Source organism: Vibrio sp. Vb1127 (genome assembly GCF_033338735.1).
Classification (GTDB): domain Bacteria; phylum Pseudomonadota; class Gammaproteobacteria; order Enterobacterales; family Vibrionaceae; genus Vibrio; species Vibrio alginolyticus.
The window spans coordinates 25,013-47,337 of record NZ_JAWOTF010000011.1 but is presented as its reverse complement, the minus strand read 5'-3'; the positions used below and the strand labels follow the sequence as shown (position 1 = coordinate 47,337).

Annotated in this window: 17 protein-coding genes; 9 read left to right on the top strand and 8 right to left on the bottom strand. The window is 41.2% G+C overall.

Annotation, left to right across the window (positions count from 1 at the left end; genetic code table 11):
- Window positions 1–50: 50 nt before the first annotated feature.
- The 4 genes from R7H07_RS15410 (at window position 51) to R7H07_RS15395 (ending at window position 5,951) form a co-directional block, all read left to right on the top strand.
- On the top strand, window positions 51–1,928 hold the full coding sequence (locus R7H07_RS15410) for a propionyl-CoA synthetase (RefSeq protein WP_206959826.1): 1,878 nt from the start codon (window positions 51–53) through the stop codon (window positions 1,926–1,928).
- A gap of 189 nt (window positions 1,929–2,117) precedes the next feature.
- Window positions 2,118–2,597 carry a GNAT family N-acetyltransferase gene (locus tag R7H07_RS15405; RefSeq protein WP_005377290.1) on the top strand — a complete coding sequence of 160 codons (480 nt, stop codon included), beginning with the start codon at window positions 2,118–2,120 and terminating at the stop codon, window positions 2,595–2,597.
- A 191-nt stretch (window positions 2,598–2,788) separates the two neighbouring features.
- Window positions 2,789–4,120: a trypsin-like serine protease gene (locus tag R7H07_RS15400; RefSeq protein ID WP_031781180.1), complete on the top strand. Its 1,332-nt coding sequence runs from the start codon at window positions 2,789–2,791 to the stop codon at window positions 4,118–4,120.
- Between the two features lie 385 nt (window positions 4,121–4,505).
- A complete protein-coding gene (locus R7H07_RS15395; protein ID WP_206959828.1) occupies window positions 4,506–5,951 on the top strand; it encodes a bifunctional NUDIX hydrolase/phosphatase PAP2 family protein in 1,446 nt (481 codons plus the stop codon).
- A 160-nt stretch (window positions 5,952–6,111) separates the two neighbouring features.
- Here R7H07_RS15395 and R7H07_RS15390 read toward each other — a convergent pair whose 3' ends face one another.
- On the bottom strand, window positions 6,112–6,921 hold the full coding sequence (locus tag R7H07_RS15390; RefSeq protein ID WP_017821691.1) for a Cof-type HAD-IIB family hydrolase: 810 nt from the start codon (window positions 6,919–6,921) through the stop codon (window positions 6,112–6,114).
- Window positions 6,922–7,137: 216 nt separating this feature from the next.
- Here R7H07_RS15390 and queE point away from each other — a divergent pair, with 216 nt between their 5' ends.
- Complete coding sequence (queE, locus tag R7H07_RS15385; RefSeq protein ID WP_005377296.1) at window positions 7,138–7,788, top strand: 7-carboxy-7-deazaguanine synthase QueE; 651 nt, start codon at window positions 7,138–7,140, stop codon at window positions 7,786–7,788.
- A 309-nt stretch (window positions 7,789–8,097) separates the two neighbouring features.
- Here the strand turns inward: queE and queC are convergent, their stop codons facing one another.
- The 3 genes from queC to eamB all read right to left on the bottom strand — a co-directional run bounded on the left by queC (window position 8,098) and on the right by eamB (window position 10,044).
- Complete coding sequence (gene queC, locus R7H07_RS15380; RefSeq protein WP_005377298.1) at window positions 8,098–8,754, bottom strand: 7-cyano-7-deazaguanine synthase QueC; 657 nt, start codon at window positions 8,752–8,754, stop codon at window positions 8,098–8,100.
- 67 nt (window positions 8,755–8,821) lie between these two features.
- Window positions 8,822–9,160: a helix-turn-helix domain-containing protein gene (locus tag R7H07_RS15375; protein ID WP_005388200.1), complete on the bottom strand. Its 339-nt coding sequence runs from the start codon at window positions 9,158–9,160 to the stop codon at window positions 8,822–8,824.
- A 299-nt stretch (window positions 9,161–9,459) separates the two neighbouring features.
- Window positions 9,460–10,044 (bottom strand): cysteine/O-acetylserine transporter, encoded by a 585-nt coding sequence (gene eamB, locus R7H07_RS15370; protein ID WP_005388201.1) that lies wholly within the window; start codon window positions 10,042–10,044, stop codon window positions 9,460–9,462.
- A 112-nt stretch (window positions 10,045–10,156) separates the two neighbouring features.
- Here eamB and R7H07_RS15365 point away from each other — a divergent pair, with 112 nt between their 5' ends.
- Window positions 10,157–11,056 (top strand): LysR family transcriptional regulator, encoded by a 900-nt coding sequence (locus R7H07_RS15365; RefSeq protein WP_017821689.1) that lies wholly within the window; start codon window positions 10,157–10,159, stop codon window positions 11,054–11,056.
- Window positions 11,057–12,289: 1,233 nt separating this feature from the next.
- Here R7H07_RS15365 and R7H07_RS15360 read toward each other — a convergent pair.
- The 3 genes from R7H07_RS15360 to R7H07_RS15350 form a co-directional block, all read right to left on the bottom strand.
- Window positions 12,290–13,219 carry a LysR family transcriptional regulator gene (locus tag R7H07_RS15360; protein ID WP_137282041.1) on the bottom strand — a complete coding sequence of 310 codons (930 nt, stop codon included), beginning with the start codon at window positions 13,217–13,219 and terminating at the stop codon, window positions 12,290–12,292.
- Between the two features lie 145 nt (window positions 13,220–13,364).
- Window positions 13,365–16,505, bottom strand: a complete 3,141-nt coding sequence (locus R7H07_RS15355; RefSeq protein ID WP_025768140.1) for an efflux RND transporter permease subunit — start codon at window positions 16,503–16,505, stop codon at window positions 13,365–13,367.
- A gap of 12 nt (window positions 16,506–16,517) precedes the next feature.
- The gene (locus R7H07_RS15350; protein WP_025768141.1) at window positions 16,518–17,687 is read right to left on the bottom strand and encodes an efflux RND transporter periplasmic adaptor subunit; all 1,170 of its coding nucleotides are present in this window, start codon (window positions 17,685–17,687) and stop codon (window positions 16,518–16,520) included.
- A gap of 378 nt (window positions 17,688–18,065) precedes the next feature.
- Here R7H07_RS15350 and R7H07_RS15345 point away from each other — a divergent pair, with 378 nt between their 5' ends.
- Both R7H07_RS15345 and R7H07_RS15340 read left to right on the top strand, forming a co-directional pair.
- The gene (locus R7H07_RS15345) at window positions 18,066–18,989 is read left to right on the top strand and encodes a LysR family transcriptional regulator (protein WP_017821684.1); all 924 of its coding nucleotides are present in this window, start codon (window positions 18,066–18,068) and stop codon (window positions 18,987–18,989) included.
- 140 nt (window positions 18,990–19,129) lie between these two features.
- On the top strand, window positions 19,130–20,104 hold the full coding sequence (locus R7H07_RS15340; protein WP_005377322.1) for a porin: 975 nt from the start codon (window positions 19,130–19,132) through the stop codon (window positions 20,102–20,104).
- 608 nt (window positions 20,105–20,712) lie between these two features.
- Here the strand turns inward: R7H07_RS15340 and R7H07_RS15335 are convergent.
- Window positions 20,713–21,057 carry a DUF3316 domain-containing protein gene (locus R7H07_RS15335; protein WP_005377323.1) on the bottom strand — a complete coding sequence of 115 codons (345 nt, stop codon included), beginning with the start codon at window positions 21,055–21,057 and terminating at the stop codon, window positions 20,713–20,715.
- Between the two features lie 461 nt (window positions 21,058–21,518).
- Here R7H07_RS15335 and R7H07_RS15330 point away from each other — a divergent pair, with 461 nt between their 5' ends.
- Complete coding sequence (locus tag R7H07_RS15330) at window positions 21,519–22,307, top strand: transporter substrate-binding domain-containing protein (RefSeq protein WP_005377324.1); 789 nt, start codon at window positions 21,519–21,521, stop codon at window positions 22,305–22,307.
- Window positions 22,308–22,325: the final 18 nt, after the last annotated feature.

Below are 22,325 nucleotides of genomic sequence, written 5' to 3'. Positions count from 1 at the left end.
GATCTTTGAGTAGAACGAGAGCAATGTCAGGACATACTGGAGGAAGCAATATGTCTTCATACGAAAAAGAATACTTATGGGCGAAGAATGAACCGGAGAGTTTTTGGCGCGCTCAAGCGGAGAATCTCGATTGGTTTGAATCTCCTAAAACTATCTTGAAATCTGATGAAAACGGCATAGAACGTTGGTTTCCAGATGGTGTAATGAATACGTGCTGGTTAGCATTAGATTACCATTGCGAGCAAGGACGTGGTGATAATACTGCACTCATTTATGACTCGCCAGTGACAGGTCGTAAAGCCACGTACACCTATAGCGATCTACGTGACCAAGTAGCCAAAATTGCTGGCATGCTGTCTGCTCAAGGTGTTGAAAAAGGCGACCGAGTCGTTATTTACATGCCGATGATCCCAGAAGCCGCAATGGCGATGCTTGCCTGCGCGCGTTTGGGGGCGATTCATTCCGTAGTATTCGGCGGTTTTGCACCTAATGAGCTTGCTGTACGAATTGAAGATGCAGAGCCGAAAGTGATCATGACGGCGTCGTGCGGGATTGAGATCAACAAAGTCATTCCATACAAACCAATGGTAGACAAAGCCATTATGGACAGCCGTTGGAAGCCTGAGAAAGTGTTTGTTTTCCAACGTCCAGAGTGCGACGCTGAGCTAAACCAAGATAGAGACTTAGATTGGCAGCGAGAGTACAAACAAGCGCTGCCACATGGTTGTGTTCCGGTGTTAGCAACCGATCCGCTCTACATACTTTATACATCGGGTACGACAGGTAAGCCGAAAGGCGTTGTGCGTGATAACGGTGGCCATGCTGTCGCGATGAAGTACTCCATGAGCGCAATCTATAACATTCCTCAAGATGGCGTCTTTTGGGCGGCATCTGATGTGGGCTGGGTAGTAGGGCACTCTTACATTGTTTACGCTCCACTGATTCACGGTTGCACTACTATCCTATTCGAAGGCAAGCCTGTTCGAACACCGGATCCTGGCGCATTTTGGCGAGTGTGTGATGAATATAAAGTAGATGCGTTGTTCTCTGCACCAACGGCGTTTCGTGCGATTAAGAAAGAGGACCCGGAAGGCGAGCACTTAAAACGGTACGACTTGTCGAATCTGAAAACCATCTTTATGGCGGGAGAACGCCTTGACCCTCCGACACTGGAGTGGGTTCAGAGCAAAGCGGACAAGCCCGTTATTGACCACTGGTGGCAAACCGAGACGGGCTGGGCCATCGCGGGCAACCCGACAGGTGTCGAAATGATGCCAGTTAAAGCTGGTTCTTCGACGAAGCCCATTCCGGGTTATCAGGTCGAGATTCTGAATGAACTTGGAGAGGCTGTCGGGCCTAACCAACAAGGCTTTGTCGCATTAAAACGTCCGCTACCACCAAGCTGTCTGCCAACGGTTTGGCGTAATCATGACCGTTTTGAAACTGGTTATCTTAGCCAATTCCCAGGCTACTACGTGTCAGGTGATGGTGGCTATCTGGATGAAGACGGTTACCTGTTTATTATGGGACGTATTGATGACGTGATTAATGTCGCGGGACACCGATTGTCGACAGGTGAAATGGAAGAAATAGTAGGAGGCCACCCAGCGATTGCAGAATGTGCGGTGGTTGGTATCCACGATGATCTAAAAGGTCAGCTTCCACTTGGTTTTGTTGTACTGAAAGACGGCGTCAAAGTGGATGAGCTAGACCTTGAAGGTGAGCTTGTTGGCAAAGTGCGTAGTGAGATAGGTGCAGTTGCTTGCTTCAAGCATGCGTTGGTTGTAGACCGTTTACCGAAAACACGTTCAGGTAAAATTTTGCGTCGAACTATACGTCAAATAGCTGATGGTGAAAAATACACCGTTCCCTCAACGATTGATGACCCAAGTAGCTTGAACGAAATTGAGCGAGTGCTACGACGCTGAGAAAAACTCAATTCTAACTAACCCCTGATCCTCGAACTCTGTTGGTTGGTTCTGCCTCTGTACGTTTATTAAGTGCAGGGGCCTTTTTGTTGTTCAAACAGTACAAACGTATCGTGAAAGCATTTGTGACTTGCCAATACGACGTTTTCCTCACAAACTACAGCCATTCCATTTTTAGTGACCCTTTGTATGACCACGTTTGCGATTAAACCTGCGTGTTTTAGCGACCTAGAGTTGCTCAACGATCTTATGTTCGAGCTTCATGATGAGCATCATCTTCAATCTCCTGAGCTTTTCAAAACGGCAGAGGAGATAGAACAAGAAAAAAGCATTGCTCGATATATTGACGACCCTGAGTGCCTTGTTTACGTAGCAAAACAAGGAGATGAAATTATTGGCTTTATCTCTGGTCACTTCTGTGAACTTATTTCTACCGTCAGCCAGCCAGTTATGATGGGAAGTGTGGATGAGCTCTATGTGCTGCCTGAATATCGAAAACAAGGTACGGCGCAGGCATTGATTAATAAAATTGAGTCAACGTTCTCTGATTACGGTGCAAAACAGATGTTTGTTGAAGTATGGCATTTTAACCAGGGCGCAATATCTTTGTATGAAAAACAAGGATTTGCACATCATATCCACTATTTAAGAAAACCGCTGAACGAATAATCGTATTTAACTTTAATATTGTGATTTAGGTTCTATCGAATTGAAATCATTCAGTTCGTCAATAGACTTTTCTCTATAAGTTGCTCGCAATGTTAACAAATTGATATGCACCCACATTGGTATCGGCGTTTTTGTCTGCTTGTTTATTAGTAGCACGAGGATCGTGCTTACAAAAACAAGAGGACAATATTTTGAAACTAACAAAATCGTTACTTGCTTTAGCCGTTTTGCCAATGTTCGCAAGTGCTGATGATTTGTCACAGACGCAAAATCATACTATCCAACCCCAGATCGTAGGCGGAGTAACTGCCGACCCACGTGACTGGAAATTCTACACCCAAATTGTTAGTCGTTATGGTAACCGATCATATTGTGGGGCCAGTTATATCGGGAATGGTTACGTCCTGACTGCTGCGCATTGTGTTGAGGGAGATTCTCCGAATCAGATAGCGGTTAAAATCGGTGGCGTTGTTTATAACGGTAGTGACGGTGTTCGTGCAAACGTCAGTGAGATCCATATGCACCCGGCATATCGCCGCGCGACGCTTTCTCATGACCTCGCGGTATTGAAGCTCGACTCTGTGCCTCAAGGTGTTTCTTCAGTTGAGATTGCGAATGGTAGTCTAACGCAATACGCGAGCATCGGAGATTGGCTTAGTGTTGCTGGCTTAGGGCGAACTTCTGAAGGAGGAAGCTCTCCGTCTCGATTGCAAGAGGTTGACGTCCCACTTGTATCGGATATGACTTGCCGTCAAGCCGGTGGCAACTACACAACGGTTGGAGAAGTGTCATTCTGTGCGGGTATTCCTCAAGGTGGGATAGATTCTTGTCAGGGAGATAGTGGTGGTCCAATCGTCATTAATCGCAGTGGTGTAATTACTCAACTTGGTGTGGTCAGTTGGGGAATAGGTTGTGCTCGTCCTGGTATGTATGGGGTTTATAGCGATATCGCTGCTATGCGCAATTTTGTCGATGGTGTTATCGGAACAGCAACACCACCAAAAGAGAATGTTTCTGTTGGATACACCACCGAACAGACACTGGCATCATTTAATGTTGGGGAGTTACAGCAACATAGCTTTGTTATCCAGAATTCAGGGAGCACCACGTTCACTGTGGAAAATGTTCGCGCGTTTGCTTCGGGTGTTACTGATGCAGCTGTTATTGCCAATGATCAGTGCTCTCAGGCGACGTTAGCAATGAATGCAAGTTGTCGTGTTGATGTTGAATTTGGTGCTACTCAGAGCGGAGAAGCAAGAGTGGCTTTGAACTTCAACGTTGATAAGACCAGCACACAATACCAAGCGTTAGTATCCGCTCAAGCGAAAACGGTGACAACGCCTCCCACAGATAGCTGTACAACTGTATGGCAAGCCAGCTTAGTGTACCTCAAAGGAGATACGGTTACTTGGAATGGTAAAGTTTGGCAAGCGCAGTGGTGGACTCAAGGTGATAATCCAGCAGACTCAGGGCCTTGGGGTGTTTGGCAAAAAGTAGGCGATGCGAATTGCAAGTCTAACTAACGATCGGGCCAGTGAATTTGATTCGTTGACCATGAGATAAGATTCATTCTTGGTTTCAACGATCAGTACATAGTTATTATAACTGGGGTTTATTGTTTGCGAATAATAAGCCCTTTTTTATTGTGTCAACTATGAGAACCCACAAAATGTGTATGACTTTGTCCTGACGTTATCTTTATATAACTGGCAGAATTGCGATCAACATTTTATGTTTTGTCTGATCTTTGTCAGGTTTGCATTAAATTATTCTCCAGTGAGCGTTGAGATCGGGTTTTACGCGATCAACTCAGTTTGGCATAACTCGTTACTTAATTTTTGTCGAAAAAGATAAGATTAACTGCCATGATTCATTGGTTATCATTATGTTTATTTAAGGTCATATTTTGTGTTGAGACAGCTGTTATTACTCATCCTTTGTTTTATTTTGTTACCTGTTTCACCGATCTCTACGGCTAAAGCCACTGCGAGCGAAGTTAAAGGAGCGCTCTGTATTGTTCGCGCTGATGACAAGTTAGTGCTAGTTCATGAAGTATTAACGGATAAGATTTCTCTACCTGGCGGAACCATCATTGATGGTGAGTCTCCACAAGTTGCTGCTCAACGAGAAACGTGGGAAGAAACCGGTATAGTGGTTACGGTTGGAGAGGAGCTTGGCAGAACGGACACTGCGGTTTTTTACGACTGTATATCAGACTCTGACATTATCGCTTTTTCTATGAATAATTCTTTAGGTGGAAATGAACTGCCTATTTGGTTTGCCCCTCATTATGGAGTAGAAGTTGCGTCAGCGATGTTGCTTAGCCCATCTGAATTACCATCATCTTTATATCGTTATCCTGAGCAATGGCCACAAGCCACTCAGTTTTTTGATCAAGCTACCAAGCAATCAGTATCTTATGTGACTCAGTTGATCGAATCCGCGCCTTCATTTCGTCAGGTTGAATTGGCGTGGCTGATAGATTTACAGAGTTGGGTAGGGGCGTTGTCAGAAACGAGTTACGAGGTAGCTAGTCAGATCTCGAAACTCGTTATAGATCTGACAGAACCAACGGTACTACTCTTTCTATTTCCTTTTGCCATGATGCGCTTTGGTAGCCGGTTTGTGTACCGACTCTTTTTCGCAATTAGTGCAACGTCGCTTATGGTGCTTGTCGCTCAACAAGGCTTTTCGCTACCGCGCCCACATGTCTATATACCAATGATGGAGTTAACGCACAGCTTTGGCTTTAGTTTTCCTAGCTTGCCTATCGCTGTGTGGTTTTGTGTGCTGACGTTCTTGTTTCATAGAACCCAGTATTTTGGTTTGAATGGAACAACGGCAGTCTTCGTGTTCATCACTCTTACTGTGGTGTTAGGTAAGTTTTTCCTCGGCAGTGCCTTTATTTTAGATATGTTATTTGGCGCGCTGTTAGGCAGCTTGGTGGCTTGGCATGTTCTTCGACTGGAGACAAATCAAGATGTGAACGTTGATAAAGTTCTAAGCTCAAAAGGCGTCTGGTTCATTATGACTGCGGCAACATCGGTCATCTCTGTCATCTGGCCATTACCTGTGTTTGGTCGCTGGCTAGCAATTTTAATCACTGCATCAGCGTTGGTCATGACATTTAAAGAGTCGAAAGCACATTTAGATACTCGGCAGATGATCTTTGTAACGCTGGCATTGTTGCTTGTTGATCAACTCTATTTGTACTCGGCTAATATCGTATCGTTTAGCGGTTTGTGGTCATTAGTCTTGTCGACGTTACATTATCCATTATTAATGTTGTTATTTATGCTGCTTGCAAGGAAGCTGACTTGTGAAAACCAACCGAGCAAAACGTTGCTAGATTGATGGCTGTATTTGTTATCTATTAGTATTTGAGTAAAAACAAAGCCTTGCATTACAGCAAGGCTTTTACACGTTTAGTCTACGAACAACGCCGCTTGCCTATCTTGGACGGCTAGGGGTGTTAAACGTAAGAAGCTTAACGCAACAGACATGGCGGAAAGGGCTATGCATTGAGCACGAACTTTTCTATAGCTTTAGCGACACCGTGCTCATCATTACTTGCCGTAATGTAGTCAGCGATTTGCTTGGTTTCTTCCATTGCATTTGCCATCGCGATACCAAGGCCAGCGTATTTCAGCATGTGGTGGTCATTTTCTGCGTCACCCATACAGATAACTTCTTCCGGTTTAATTCCCAGATACTCGGCAATTGCGGCAACACCAATACCTTTGTTGCTCGCAGGGTTAAGAAACTCAAGGAAAAACGGAGCGCTTTGAACAACCGTAAACGCTTCGCGCATTTCAGCTGGCAGTGCTGCTATAACTTCTGTTAGTTTGCTTGGCTCCGCAACCATCATAGCTTTGATGATTGGATGATCGTCTTCTAGTGATTCGAAGTTCATCTCGGTGACATTTAAGCCATTTATCTTTGCTTCAATATCGGTGTAAGGGTTGTGCTCGTTGGTGATTAAACCATGAACTTGACTAAAAGCATGGACGTACGCACCTAGCTCTTCGGCTTTTCGCGCCACCAATTTTGCAGCTTTACCATCTATGATTTGCTGGTGGATGATGTCGTTTGTGCCTACGTTCTTGACCATCGAACCGTTGTAGTAAAGAACAAAATCTCGATCGGAATGGATATTCAGTTCGTCGAGCTTGTCTTGCATTCCTTCTAATGGGCGACCAGAAGCGAGAACGACAGTAACGCCTGCTTCTCGAGCTTTTGCGATCGCTTGTTTGTTTTCTTCAGAAATGGCTTTATCACTATTGAGTAGCGTGCCATCCATATCTAGTGCGATCAGTTTATACATCATTTCTTACCTTAAAGTTTTTTGGGAGCTGTCAGTGAATAAGGCTTGGTTTAGCGTTAACCAGAAACCTATATTCATTACGCTATGAAACTACAAAATGGTCTATTTTAACAATTAATTTTTGGTTTAAATTGACCTAGACACGCGTGTCCATTATGGTCTTCGCCTCGAAATGTTATGAGTTGAGTGAGTTCTGCGTTGTATAAGCTAAATGAGATGTTTGAAACCATCCAAGGGGAAGGGGTTTTCACTGGAGTCCCTGCTGTTTTTGTTCGGCTTCAAGAGTGTCCGGTTGGTTGCTCATGGTGCGATACCAAACAAACGTGGTATGCAGATGAGAATGATCAACGTCAAATAGGCGATATTCTGGTGAAAACGGAAGATTCTCCGACGTGGTGTGTTGCATCTGCCGAGAACATCGTAGAGCAATATCAACAGCAAGGCTTTAATGCTAAGCATATCGTGATTACTGGTGGAGAGCCTTGTATTTATGATCTGCGCCCTTTAACAAAGGCGTTTGAAGATATGGGGTGCCAATGCCAAATTGAAACCAGTGGCACATCAGAAGTGATTACTTCAGAAAATACGTGGGTGACAGTGTCACCAAAAGTGGCTATGAAAGGTAAATTGCCAGTGCTTAATAGTGCGTTAGAGCGGGCAAATGAGATTAAGCATCCAGTCGGTACCCAGAAAGACATCGACCACCTTGATGACCTTTTAGCAAATGCGAACGTAGCGGCTGAGACTATCATTGCACTACAACCAATTAGCCAGAAGCCTCGTGCTACGCAATTGTGTATTGATACGTGTATTGCCCGCAATTGGCGTTTGTCTGTTCAAACTCATAAATATTTGAGTATTGCTTAGACGAGAGACTCGTCATCATTCGAGGTAGCTTTTCTATCTAATTCCGGTTTCGCGAGTAATGCCGTTGGTAGCTTTGCTATGGAAACATTGTCGATATATCTAAACAATTTATAGCGTTGTAAAAGCTAAGCAGTGTTGGCTGTTGTGGTGTGGTGCTATCTTTGGTTCGACAATCGTTTCGCATTTAATTGATGCCACCAATCTGGCGGCATCAAAATGAAGCTCTGTTGGCTGGAGTTTCACGCTGAGATAAAACGTTTAGAAGCTAACGCAAAAGGTTTTATCCACCGCTATTACCGCTAACAAAGACTATTTGCTCGCTAAGTATTCTTCTAAGCCGCTTTGTCGCAATAGGCACGCTGGGCATTCACCACATCCTTTACCAACGATTCCGTTGTAACATGTTAAAGTATTGTTTTGGACAAACTCCAACATATTGTGCTTATCAGCTAGAGCCCAGGTCTCGGCTTTAGTAAGCCACATTAAAGGAGTCTTAATATTGAAGGCTTTATCCATACCTAAATTGCAAGAGAGATTTAGAGAGCGAATAAAGTTGTCTCGGCAGTCAGGGTAACCACTAAAGTCTGTTTCGCAGACTCCCGTAATGATGTCTTGAATGCCAAGCTGGTAAGCATGGATACATGCGTAAGTAAGAAAGAGAATGTTTCTCCCTGGAACGAATGTATTGGGTACGTTAGCGTCGCTTAAGTCATTAGATACCGGAATGTTGTCTCTTGTCAGCGAGCTTATCGCTAACTCATTAATTGATTTTACATCCAGGACTTTGTGGCTTTTGATGTTAAGTTGCTTACCTAGTTCGATAGCGATATCTATTTCATCTGAATGACGCTGGCCATAATCAAACGTTATAGCATGAACTTCATCATATGTATTTAATGCATCGATTAAGCAGGTCGTAGAGTCCTGCCCACCGGAAAAAACCACAAGTGCTTTTGTTGTAGCCATGTTGAACCCTTAGTTATGCTCTTTGATTCTTTGGTATTGATACGTATTCTTAGGCGTTTAATCCCAATTACGTACTCGACTTCGTGGCGATTGCGTCTGCAATCAGCTGGGCTGTGCTCTCAAGCACTCTTTGCTTGTCATCATTTGACAGCTTGTGGAGATTCACCGCAAGTTCAGCGGTGATTTCATCTTCACAAAAAAAATAGTTTAGAGGCACGTTTAGCTCATCTGCGATAAGTTTGAGCGTTTTTACGTCGGGAGTATGGCGCTCCCTTTCGTATTGATTCATCCTTGCACTTGCAGAACTATCATCCATGCCGATACGGATGCCCAGTGCTTTTTGGGACAGATTCGCTTGTTTACGCGCATGCTTAAGGCGGGCTGGGAGTGGGTTATTAAACAACACTTAAAGTTCATACGAAGGACTTGGATGACTAAGATTATCTTAGTTTTTCTGATTTGTGTATACTAAGCAATGCTTAGTTATTGCCGAGGTCGCCAAGGCCGTGTCTGTAAAACTAAAAAAGATTTCGTATCTTTAGGTTGATTAAGTGACGTTGAACCTACTTCTTCAAAAACTGCCGTATGAAGGAGCGAGTAAGGGCACGAGAAACCGCAGCTATTTGTAGAGCAGAATTTGCTCTTCACATAAACGTAGTCGTCTAAGTTGAAGAGCAATATTGTTCTTGATGATCAACTATATACTTAAGTAAATAACTGTGTCGCACAATAGATCAGAGCTGCTGCTAAGCTCATATTTATGACTTTGCCATATCTCTGGAATTGCGATTGAAGTAGCTTTCCTGCAACGGCCCAAACTACGTTGCTAAGGAGTGCGATCAAAGCAAGAATGAGGCTAGTCGCTAAGATCCAGTAGATATTCTGAGTGTGGGGCAGTACGAACGTAGAAATAGAGGTAATTCCATAAAGAATGATTTTCACATTAACGAACTGCAAACCGAAACCTGTTAAGAAACTGATACCTTTAGAATTATCCGATGAAGTTTTGATCTCACTCGTAGCAAGCCCCCAAGCCAACCAAACAATATAAGCTGCTCCAATCCATGTTAGCCAAGGTGTAATCACGGGCAAGAGGCTGATCATGTTATACGTGAAAGCGCCACAAAGTAGCATCAAAACAACATAGCCACAAAACATCCCCGAAATCACTTTTGTTGAGCGTTTTAGTCCATATTGCGTCGCGATGCTGAGCGATAAAATGTTGTTTGGCCCTGGTGTAATTGAAGTAATGATTACGTAAGTAAAAAATGCGGTGTAGATGGCGGTCATCTCTATCTCTCCTGTTTTTACTGCACTATACTTCGCTACAATTGATTAAAAAATTGAATAAATTAAAACTTAGACTTTTAATTTATTGAACTGTTGGTTGTGGAGTCTAGTCATGAATCTAAAACGCTTTCTTACTTTTAAAGCTATTGTTGAAGAAGGATCGTTTCTAAAAGCGTCACAGAAGCTTTATTGCACGCAATCAACCGTCACCTTTCAAATCAAGCAGTTGGAACAAGATCTGTCTTTGCAGCTGTTCGAAAAAATAGGGCGTAAGATGGTTTTGACTCAAGCAGGAGAAAAGATACTGCCTTACGTCTATGAACTGGCGCGAGTGATGGAAAATATTGAGGGAACAGCACAGCAAGAAAACTCGGAGCCGACCGGTGAATTGAAAGTGCTGGTTGCTGAGACTCAACTTGCTTATAAGATGGCTAATGTTTTAAAAGAGTTCAGGATCAGAGCGCCCAATGTCAGACTCTCTCTGCAATCACAAAATTGCTATCAGATTCGAGATGAGTTGATAGCGGATAAAGCTGATTTAGGTGTGTTTTATCGAGTAGGTAATGACGATACGCTCAAGGTCCACGAGTTTGAGCAGGAGCCACTGGTATTGGTTGCTTCACCGCTTTTAAAAGGGCTAGATTTAAAGAAGAGAGAGCAACATATTGATCTAGGGTTTATAAGCAATGGCCCTAAGTGCCTTTTTCGACAGATGTTTGAGAGCATTATTCAGGAGCGTGATATTAGCATCGACAACATGATCGAACTTAGCAGTATTAATACGATCAAAAACTGCGTTGAGAGTAATATTGGTATCTCTTATTTACCTCGTTTTACGGTTGAAAAAGAGTTGCAAGAGGGCAGTTTACAAGAGCTTGAGTTCACCGAATTTTCACAGATGATCAAGCCACTCTGCGCTTATCATGCTGGGAAGTGTGTGACGCCGGCGATGGAAGTCTTTATTGATTGTATGCGTAACGAGTATGAACGGTTTTCTACTCAGAGTCGGTGATCTTTAATATGTTCTATCTGACATAGTTTCGTTTTTACTCCTTTTTATTTTTTAAGTGACCACTTCTAATTTATTGATTTTTATTGCTTTGTTGTAAATCCGACTGTTGTGGGATGATAAATGGGATCTGATGTGAAGAGCTATTTATTGACGGAAAGAGATAAGATATCAAAACGACGGCGTGTGATAACTAGATTAGATAAGGTTACATAATTAACAGTGTAATAAATGCCATTCTTTATGGATTATTTTCAACGAGACTTAATTGTTACGGTTCGTTATTATTAACTCGTTAACGCATCCATTGCTAGGAAGTTAACTTACGCATATTGTTTTTTTCATCATTTGCAGCAAATATAATTTGCTGCTTTTTTTTGGTTAAAAAAGTTCAAAGCTTGAACTACAAGCTCTGAACCTTTATTTATACTTAGTGGTTTTCTACTTTAATAAGTAAAACACCGTTTAAAAGTATCGCGTAACCTAGTAACTCTAAGCTTTCTTCGACCAAGTTTTTCACGTCTCTATCGTATGAGTTCCCCATGAACTCGACCCAAAAATCACCATACCCTGCAAAGCGTGAGAATAAGAAAACAATAAAAAAGCCAATCGTTAATGTCGTGAAGCTAGAATGAGAAATGAAAAATTTTACCTCATTTTTTATGTTAACTATGTTATTAAAACAAAAATAACAGACCGAGACTATTATAATCCAAGCAGGGTACTTCCATGAACCGTGAGGGAAATACTGCTCTATGTGGTAGTCCATTTCTCTAACGAATATAACCATAAAAAATGAAGAAATTATTACTAATATGTGTTTGAGTTCAAGATATTCCTTAGATTTATACAAACACATTAACGATGAAAAAAGCACAAATGCTATTTGAGTCATTTCTATAAGAGAGTTCTCCGATGTGCTTTTGTCCATTTTTACGCTAAAGTAAATCGTTGCTAACGTATAAATAACCAAAAAAATAAGATAAGATATTTTATATACTAACAAACTAGTGACCGAGGTGTGTTTTTCTTCAATATACATCGTAACTTGTATAGGTGATGGATTTGTTAGTATTATAAATCAAGAATTTTTTATATTTAGTGAATTAAGCGCCATTTAGAATGGAACTTAATTCACCTAACATTAAACTTCGATGAATATTAAACGTTGCTGGTTTAATTTATTGATTTTATTTGATGTTTTATTTTATGTTTATTTTGGTTAAATAGAATCACCTAGCTTTTATTGAAATGCTTTTCCCATATTGGTGGTATGCCAATTTCTTCTTGAACGATATCAATGAATGCCCTAACCAATGGTGATTGCTGACGGTGTGAGTACATGGCATAAATATCACCAAAATCTTGAGTTTCATATTCTGGTAAAAGTTGAACTAAATTAGAAGACTCTAGGTTGTTAGGGAGCATAAATTGACCTATAAGTGCTGCGCCCAGACCTGACTTTACGCTTTCAATTATTAGCTCAGCTTCATTGACCATGTATGATCCTGATATTGGGTATGTATCTAAACCATCTGATTTTTCTTTGTCGTAGAATTTAAGTTTATCGACAATAAAATTACCATTTGAATAAATAATAAAAGGTAGCTTAACTAACTCATCAGGCGTTTCTGGGTTACCATGTTTTTCAATTAAATTTCGAGAAGCAATGATTGCAGTCGTATTTTTTGCTAATTTTCTTGCTACCATTGATGAATCCCTCATAGGTCCGATTCGAAAAGCAATATCAAAATTACTTCTAATCACGTCTACATGAAGATCATCTAGCATTAGTTCAACACTTGCTTTTGGGTACTTATGTAAAAACTTCTCTATCGAAGGTTGTAGATAGAGTTTTCCAAATAATGTTGAGCTTGAAATTCGTACTTTCCCTGAAGGCTCAGTCTGAAAGTTCTCCGCTATTTGTTGAGTATCATCAAGGAGTTGAGATATTTGGTCTGCTTTTTCAACTATTTGCTGGCCGACTTGTGTTAATGAAAGAGAGCGAGTTGTTCTGTTTAATAGCCTAACGCCTAAGTGCTCTTCTAACTGCTTGATGTGTTTAGATAAAACAGAGCGGTCGATATTCATCCCATCTGCTGCTTTTGCAAAAGATCCAGCTTTAGAGACTTCTAAAAGCAGGTGTAGTTTATTTGCTAAATCCACAATGTTTATCCAAGTTAGATATTAGCGTATTAGTTTCATGTATAACTGCTGCTCTGTCTAGAAATTATTAATATACTTAATAACCAAAAGAAAAGGGAGCAATAGCTCCCTTTAGTATGAATTTAAATGAGTATTTATATTATGGTTATAGTGTTTGACGTTTTTTGTTTCGACTCACTAACATGTAAAAAACAGGTGTGAGTAGTAATCCAAATACCGTTACGCCTACCATACCCGAGAATACGGCAATACCCATTGCTTGTCGCATTTCCGCTCCGGCCCCTGTACCAATCATTAATGGAATAACACCAGCGGTAAATGCAATTGATGTCATTAGAATCGGTCGAAGACGTAAACGACATGCTTCCAAAATCGCTGATAAGGTATCTTGGCCATTGTCTTTAAGTTCTTTAGCGAACTCCACCATCAAGATGGCATTTTTACACGCTAGAGCCACAAGGACAATCAAAGCAATTTGTGTGAATATATTGTTGTCACCACCAATGAACCAAACACCTGCTAGTGCAGAAAAAATGGTCATAGGAACGATCAAAATGATAGCGAATGGCAGTTTTAAACTCTCGTACTGCGAAGCTAGCACCATGAAAACTAACAAAACAACAAGTGGGAATATATACACCATCGTGTTACCAGCCAAAATCTGCTGGTAGGTTACATCAGTCCATTCATAAACCATTCCCTCTGCTAGGTTTTGATCCAGTACTTCCTCAATAGCCGTTTGGGCTTGGTCAGAGCTGTAACCAAAAGCAGGACTGCCGTTTAGTTCTGCACTAGGGTAGCCGTTATAGTGCATCACGCGGTCAGGCCCAATCGTGGGTATGATCTCCAGTACAGCGCCGAGAGGAACCATTTGTCCGGCAGCATTTCTTACTTTGTAGTTAAGTATTTGGTCAGGTTCGAGACGATAGTTCATGTCTGCCTGGGCATTCACTTTGTATGTTCTACCAAACATATTGAAGTCATTGACGTATAATGATCCTAAATAAACTTGAAGCGCATCAAAAACCTGCTCTAGAGGAACACCTTGCAGCATCGCTTGTTCACGATCTATTTGGATGTCCATCTGCGGCACTTGTATGCGAAATGTAGAATATAATCCCATCAGCTCGGGTCTTGTTGATGCCTCACTTATTACCAAGTTCAATTGCTTGAAGAGCTCATCAAACCCCTTGTTCGCTCGGTCTTCGATTTGAAGTTTAAAGCCGCCAGTAGAGCCAAGTCCTTGGATTGGTGGTGGTGGAAAAATCGCAACGAAGGCTTCATCAATGATTGAAAAGCTCTTATTCAAAGATGCAACAATCGCATTTGCTCCGAGAGTTGGATCATTTCGTTTATCGAAGTCCTCAAGCGTAACAAAAACGATGCCACTATTCGGACTGTTAGTAAAACCATTGACCGATAAGCCTGGGAAAGAAATGGTTTGTGCTACGCCAGGTGTTGCCAGCGCGAGGTTTTCCATTTCTTTAATAACGGACTCTGTTCGATCTAAACTTGCTGCATCTGGAAGTTGGGCGATCGCAACTAAATACTGCTTATCTTGTTGAGGAATGAATCCTCCAGGAACTGCTTTGAATAGAGAAGCCGTTCCCCCGAGTAACGCAATGTATACCACCACAACAACAAGGCTAAAGCGAATCAGCTTCTTGACCAGAGCTTGATATTGGTTCGAGCTGTACTCAAAAATTCTATTGAATGGCGCAAAAACATACTTACCAAAAACCGCATCCAATAGCTTGGTTAGCCGATCGGGTTTTGCGTTCTTATCTTGTAATAGCAGTGCTGATAAAGCAGGCGATAACGTCAACGAGTTAATTGCTGAAATAATCGTCGAGATCGTAATTGTTAGTGCGAACTGCTTATAAAACTGACCGGATAACCCTGTAATAAAGGTCGTCGGGATGAACACCGCACATAACACTAAAGCAATTGCAATAATTGGCCCGGTAACTTCGGTCATTGCTTGTTTCGTTGCTTCTAGTGGTGCAAGGCCATTATGGATGTTCCGTTCCACGTTTTCGACGACGACAATGGCGTCATCGACGACGATGCCTATGGCGAGAACAAGTCCAAACAACGAAAGTGTGTTAATCGATACTCCGAGCATTTGCATTACAGCGAACGTACCGATTAATGAAACAGGCACCGCAATGATAGGGATGATAGACGCGCGCCATGTTTGCAAAAACAAAATGACTACGACAACAACAAGTACAATTGCCTCTAGCAGAGTATGAACCACCGCGTCTATCGAACCACGAACAAAGACGGTCGGGTCGTAGGCTATTTCATATGAAACTCCAGCTGGAAAGGCTGTTTGTAAACGGTCCATGGTTGAACGAACCTGATTAGATAGCTCAATAGCATTAGCACCAGGGCGCTGGAATACGGGCATCGCCACCGCTGGTTTACCATTTAACAAGGCGCGCAGTGCATAAGAGTTTTGACCTAGCTCTACGCGTGCAACGTCTTTAAGACGTGTCAAAGCCCCTGTTTCGTCAACTTTTACTACAATGTCGTTGAATTCATCAATATTCTCCAAGCGGCCTTTTACGTTCAACAAAACTTGGAATTGGTTTTCATTAGCGGCTGGTTGCGCACCTAATGAGCCTGCTGCCACCTGTTGGTTTTGAGATCGGACGGCGGAGACAACGTCCATTACGGTTAGATTTCTAGAAGCGAGCTCATCTGGATTTAACCACAAGCGCATTGAGTACTCGTCACCACCGAAAAGGCGCACATCACCAACGCCTCCGAGCCGAGCTATCTCATCTTTCAAGTTTAAATTAGCGTAGTTAGCTAAATAACTGACTTCACGGCTAGAATCTGGAGAATATATATGCACAACCATGGTGAGATCAGGAGAGGCTTTTTCGGCAACAACTCCTAACCGTTGGACGGCTTCTGGTAACCGGGGCAAAGCTGTAGTGACGCGATTTTGAATTTGAACCTGAGCTTTGTCCAAGTCCGTACCTAAAGCAAAGGTTACGGTCAATGTCATTCTGCCGTCACTGGTTGCCTGTGAAAACATATATAACATGTTTTCTGTACCATTAATTTCTTGCTCCAGAGGCGTAGCAACTGTTTCTGCGATTACTTTTGGGTTCGCACCAGGATAGTTTGCTGTAACTACTACTGTAGGAGGGACAACCTCTGGATATTCACTCACAGGCAACTGCAAAAGTGAAATTGCGCCTACTATTAATATCAATAGCGATAACATAGAGGCAAATATGGGTCTTTGAATAAAAAAGTGTGCAAATTTCATTCGGTTGTCTTCTTAGTCTTGAGCTAAACGTTTGTTTGGCAACGATGTTGAGTTTGAAGCCATAATCAATGAAGTATTGCTAATATCTAGCGTGACATTTTTTGGTGTGACTTTGCTATTTGGGCCAACTTTTGCTGGGCCATTTACCGCAATAATTGAGTCGGCGTTCAAGCCATTCTCGATAGCACGAAATGTTCCGTAACGTTCGCCTAAGGTTACGATGCTGTATTGCAACGTATTCTCTTCATTGAGTGTTAATACAAAGCGGTTTTCTAGATCTGTGCCAATAGAACGCTCTGGAACGAGAACTCGTTCAACTGGTTTGGTTGTTGATATCTGAACTCGGCCAAACGATCCCACTTTTAAGTTTGATTTTGTTGCATCGAATACCGCTCGAACCTGCAAAGTACCGGTGTTTTCGTTGATGGAGTTGTCGACAAAGTCAACGCGTCCAAAAAACACCTGCCCATTTTGTCCAGATAGTTCAAGACGAGTAGGTAAGTTAGAGTCGGCATTGATTGTCGAGAAGTAACGGTTCCAAGTTCGCTCATCGACATCAAAGTATGCATATACCTGATCGTTAGAGACAATGTTTGATATAACGCTTTGATTTGCGTTTACATTGTTTCCTTTAGTAATGAATGCTCTTGAAATAGTGCCGCTAATAGGGGCATATATCTTCGTAAACTCAAGATCTAACTTTGCGGATTCTAACTGAGCACGCAAGGCCATTAGTTCTGCAGAGCGTTGCTTTACTGCGGTATCTCGGGCCTCTGCTTGTTCCGCTGAGATGGCTTTTCGCTTAACCAGTTGGGCGGCTCTCTTTTGTTCGTTTGCTGCTTGCTCTAGCGCAGCTCGAGCACTCTTAACTTGCGCTTCAAGTCGTGAGACCTGAGCTTTGAAGGTTCGATCATCAAGAGTGACGAGTAAGTCGCCTTTGTTGACACTCTGTCCGTCTTTGAACTCTACCGTTTCAATAACTCCGGAAACGCGTGGCATTAAAGAAACTTTCTCTGGGGCTTGAAGCCTTGTTGTAAAGGTGAACCACGATTGAACGGGCTCATAGATGACTTTGGAGACGTCTATCGTAGGTAAGGGAGTATTAGGTTGCTTGGTTATCTCTTCGTCTGCACAAGCAGCTAAAACGGATAAAAGGCCAATGCCGAAAACTTTCTTTAACATTTGTCTCGCCCTAAATGATTCTGTTCATACTAAAAGGAACGGCATTGTATTCATTGTACCTATGGGTAAATAGGCCCTCAGCGAACATAGAGTAGTGATAAAAATGCACGATTAAATATTGGTCAAAATGCTCATTTTTTGGTTTGAAAAAGGTCAGTTTAGGGTTTTAAAGACGTGGAGTATTGTTAAATGTAATAAGCCATAATAGATAGGAATAACTAAACAGAAGCTAAAGATAGCGACGAAAATTAAAGCGTTTTTAATTCGTGCATTATTTGCAATTCACTGATGCAATTTGAACCATAAAAAATTGAAATTAATTTTGTAAAATCCATTTCCCATCACATAAAGAATAAAAACTAAATAAGGAATTGTGCAGTGGATCTCGCAAGCCAACTTGAATTACTACTGGATGTCTCTGAATACGGAACTTTTGCTAAAGCTGCTGACAGAAATCATATAGATCGTTCAGCTTTGTCAAAACAGATCAAAAAGCTAGAGGATGAATTAGGCTTACGGCTGTTAAACCGTTCCACACGTTCGCTATCCCTGACCAATGCAGGTGTTGAGATGGTGGCGCAAGCTAAGAAAGTAAGAGAGGTTCTAACTGAAACTCGTAGTATTGCTGCTACATTTCAGGATGAACCGAAAGGTAATCTGAAAATATCAAGCTCCACTTTCTTTGGCAGAGCATACTTAAATCAGGCAGTTAAAGAGTTTATAAAACAGTACCCAAACATTACTGTAGAGCTGCTGCTCGATGATAATCGAGTCGATGTTATCCACGAAGGTTTTGATGTTGTGTTTCGTATCGGACCAATCCGAGAGTCCAACATGATAGTACGTAAGTTGGCAAGTAATAATATGGCACTGGTTGCATCGAAGAGTTTTATTGACAAGTATGGAACCCCGAGCTCTCCAGAAGAGCTTATAAAAATGCCAGCAGTAATATACTCGAATGCTAACTTTAAGGCGGATAAGCTACGTATAGCGCCAAGCCAGTCATCAAGCGACGTTAGAACGTATAATATCAATGGGCAGTACTTCGTGAATGAAACTGAGTTAATGCTCGATGCCGTAAAATCTGATCTAGGGTATGCTTTAATTGGGCAGTTCTTTCTTCAGGAGAGTTTGAGTAAACAAGATCTTGTACAGTTGCTTCCTGATTATAATCTTCCCGCAATAGGGGAAATATATGCAATGTATACTCACCGAAATCAACAACCATTAGCCAAACTGTTCATTGATACTGTTCAAAAAATAATAGGAACGCCTCCTGTTTGGATGGATTATCTCGACTAATATGAGTACTAGGACATAATGTTTTAGATTGAGAGCTTGTTTATATTTATCCATAGAATATGGTTGAATTTGCACTTTAAAAATAATTGCCACTGTTCATAATTTCACTCGATTCAAACAACACAAGTAGTGGTAATTAAATGAAAATGACAAGAACGTCGATCGCAATCGCAGCACTTTTCTCTGCAAGTGCTGCAAATTCAGCCGTAGTTTATGAAGATCAAGAATCAGTATTAAATATTCATGGCCGAGCGCAAGGGATGTATTATTTCTCTGATGATAAAAATGCTGACGGAGATAATAGCTACATTCGTGTAGGACTTTCAGGTGAGTCTAAAATAAATGAAGATCTTTATGCATTCGGCTTATATGAGTTGGAATTTAAGTCTAATCGCAGAGATGCTGATGGGATTGAAGATGATGAATTTGATATCCGAAAAGGCTATGTAGGCGTTGGTGCAGATTACGGAACAGTAAGTTATGGACGTCAATACGGTGCGGTCACTTTAGTATCTGACTACACGGATATTTTCCCGGAGTTTGGTAATGAAGCTGCTGGCGTAAGTGCGGATCTATATGGTACCGGTCGCTCCGATTCAGTATTTAAGCTAACGACAAGCTATGAAGGCTTGAATATTCATGTTAGCTATCAGGCTGAAAACGATGAAGTGTCAACAGATGCAGCCTCTTATGGTGCGGCGGCGGACTACAAGTTGCCATATGGCTTCAAAGTTGCGCTTGGTTACAACGAAGGTGAAGGGCAATCGGGTGCAGAAGATGCAGAGCTGCTAACGGGTGCTATTGCATTTGAATACGACAAGTTTTATGCCTCTGTTTTATACAGTGATGGTGAAAACTGGGCTAAAGATGGTTCTGAAAGTAATATTGATTACACCGGTATTGAAGCAGTTGCCACTTATGAAGTAACAGATAAGCTTTGGGCACTAGTTGGCTATAACAATCTAGAGCGTGATGATGAAGATGTCGTCGATTACTACTCACTAGGTGCAGAGTACGATTTGACTTCTAATTTTAAAGCACTAGCAGAATACAGAATTACAGATGTAGACAATGAAGACGATATTCTTGCAATAGCTGCGAGATATTCATTCTAAAAAATTAATAAATCTAAAAAGCCTGAAACTATTTTCAGGCTTTTTTATTTATCGGTGTAATTTAATAAGTGCTGATTTTCATCCATATATAATGGATTATATTGATCGTTACTTGTTTAAGTGTTTTGAATATAATGGTTTTGTTAGCTAGTCCACTGCTAGTTTTCATTTTCATATTTTTTGAATGATGTATTTTTTCTTTGGCAACAAGAAGTGTCTTGTTGCCTTTTTTTATTTTCACTCTTTATGGTTAATTAAAAAAAGAGTCATTTTATATATTGCTATAAACGATAAAAATGTAACGACAATTGTCGATCTTAGATTTAGTTAATCTTCATAGAAAATTTAACTCAATTTCAAGGTTTTTTTTCATTTAAGTGATGTGGAATCCATATGGCGAACCAAGTGAATGATAAAGCGCCAAACGACGAAATGTATCTCAATGAAGATTGGAAAAATTATTTTTATGTAAACGATAGAGGTAGGGATTGATACTGTTTATGTAAGGAGAGAGCGATTTATGAAAAGCAGTCGTTTCAATATGATTAGACACCTTTACTTTCTTAAAATAGGAAGGGCTCTAAGAAAGTAAAGGTGCAGATGATTTTTTAGTTTTTACCGCCGTCACTTGTTCTGAAGTGATAATCGAAGTTTATGATTGCACGATATTTAACTTCATCACGGTTAAGTGCGTATTCTTCAACTCTCACTTTACTATCATCGATTGCAATATCACGAGGGAAACCGCTTCCAATGATGTTTAGACGATTTCTAAGTTCATGTTTTGATAGCGTTTGGTATTCATCGACAAGATCAAACGCAGAGCTATAAGCGGCATCTTTTGTCGTAAAGTCATTGAGAACAACTTTGTTTGTAGAGTGTTCGACATGAATACCAGCAGTAGCAGATAAACTGAATAATAATAGTGATGAGAGCGTCATTAGTTTTTTCATATAGTCACCTTTTTATTTGTATTACAAAGTCAAGATGTCCAACGAATCCTTGTTAATATCTCTCGACAAAGGTGATAGTGCCATTATAGAAATGTGCTGTACATCACATTTGTGACCATTAACTATGGAAGAATTGTCAACAATAAAACTCAAGCACTTTTGACATTACGGTCAATGTGAAAAAGCGAATATCTGTATGGTTTCGTTATTAATTAAACCACTCTCGGAAACGCTGACTATTCAGTCAAAGCGTATGTTTCTTGTCGTTATAGTGACCTGCCTACAACTTAATCACTTAATGCATGCAATTCAATTGCAATGGCTTGGTATAGATTTTCATTCAGATCTTCCAGCTTAGTAACGATCCTACAAATTCTAGTGATTAAAAAGTCATTGTTTGTGGTTTTTTATTCTATTGTCGTGTATAAAAAAACTTTACAACAAATGATAAAGGAATATCCATGAAAAAGTTATTGTGTTTTGCTGCACTGGGGTTAGCTGTTTCGACGACGGTTAATGCAGACCCAATTTTAGACGACATCAAAAGTACAGGGGAGCTAAAAGTCTGCTTTGATTCTGGGTATATGCCTTTTGAAATGACAGCAAAAAATGGGCAGTACATCGGGTTTGATATCGATTTGGGTAAGCAAATGGCGCGTGCCATGGATGTTAAGTTTGTGCCGGTAAACACTTCATGGGATGGCATTATCCCAACACTGTTGACTGGTAAGTGTCACATGATTATGGGCGGGATGACTATCACACCTATGCGAAATACTCAGGTGAATTTCGCTGATCCCTATGTGGTTATTGGTCAATCCATTCTCGTAGATCTCAAACATGAAGGTAAAGTGTCTAGTTACCGTGATCTCAATAGTCCAGAATATGTTGTTGCAACTAAGCTTGGGACAACGGGTGAGCAAGCGGTAAAACGATACCTTCCGAAAGCTAAGATAAATCTATACGAAACTCAGTCTGAAGCGGTACTTGAGGTTGCCAACGGAAAGGTAGATGCGTTTGTTTATGACTTTCCTTACAACTCTATTTATGTGGCGGAAAACAAAGGGCAGTTAATGCACTTGGCTAAACCGTTTACTTACGAGCCTTTGGGTTGGGCTGTGCCGCAAGGAAATCCAGATACGCTTAACTTCTTAAACAACTATTTACGTCAAATTAAGGGCGATGGAACTTACGATCGCATTTACGATAAGTGGTTTAACGACGATAAATGGTTAAAGCAAGTTAAGTAATCATTTTGTTATTGTAGA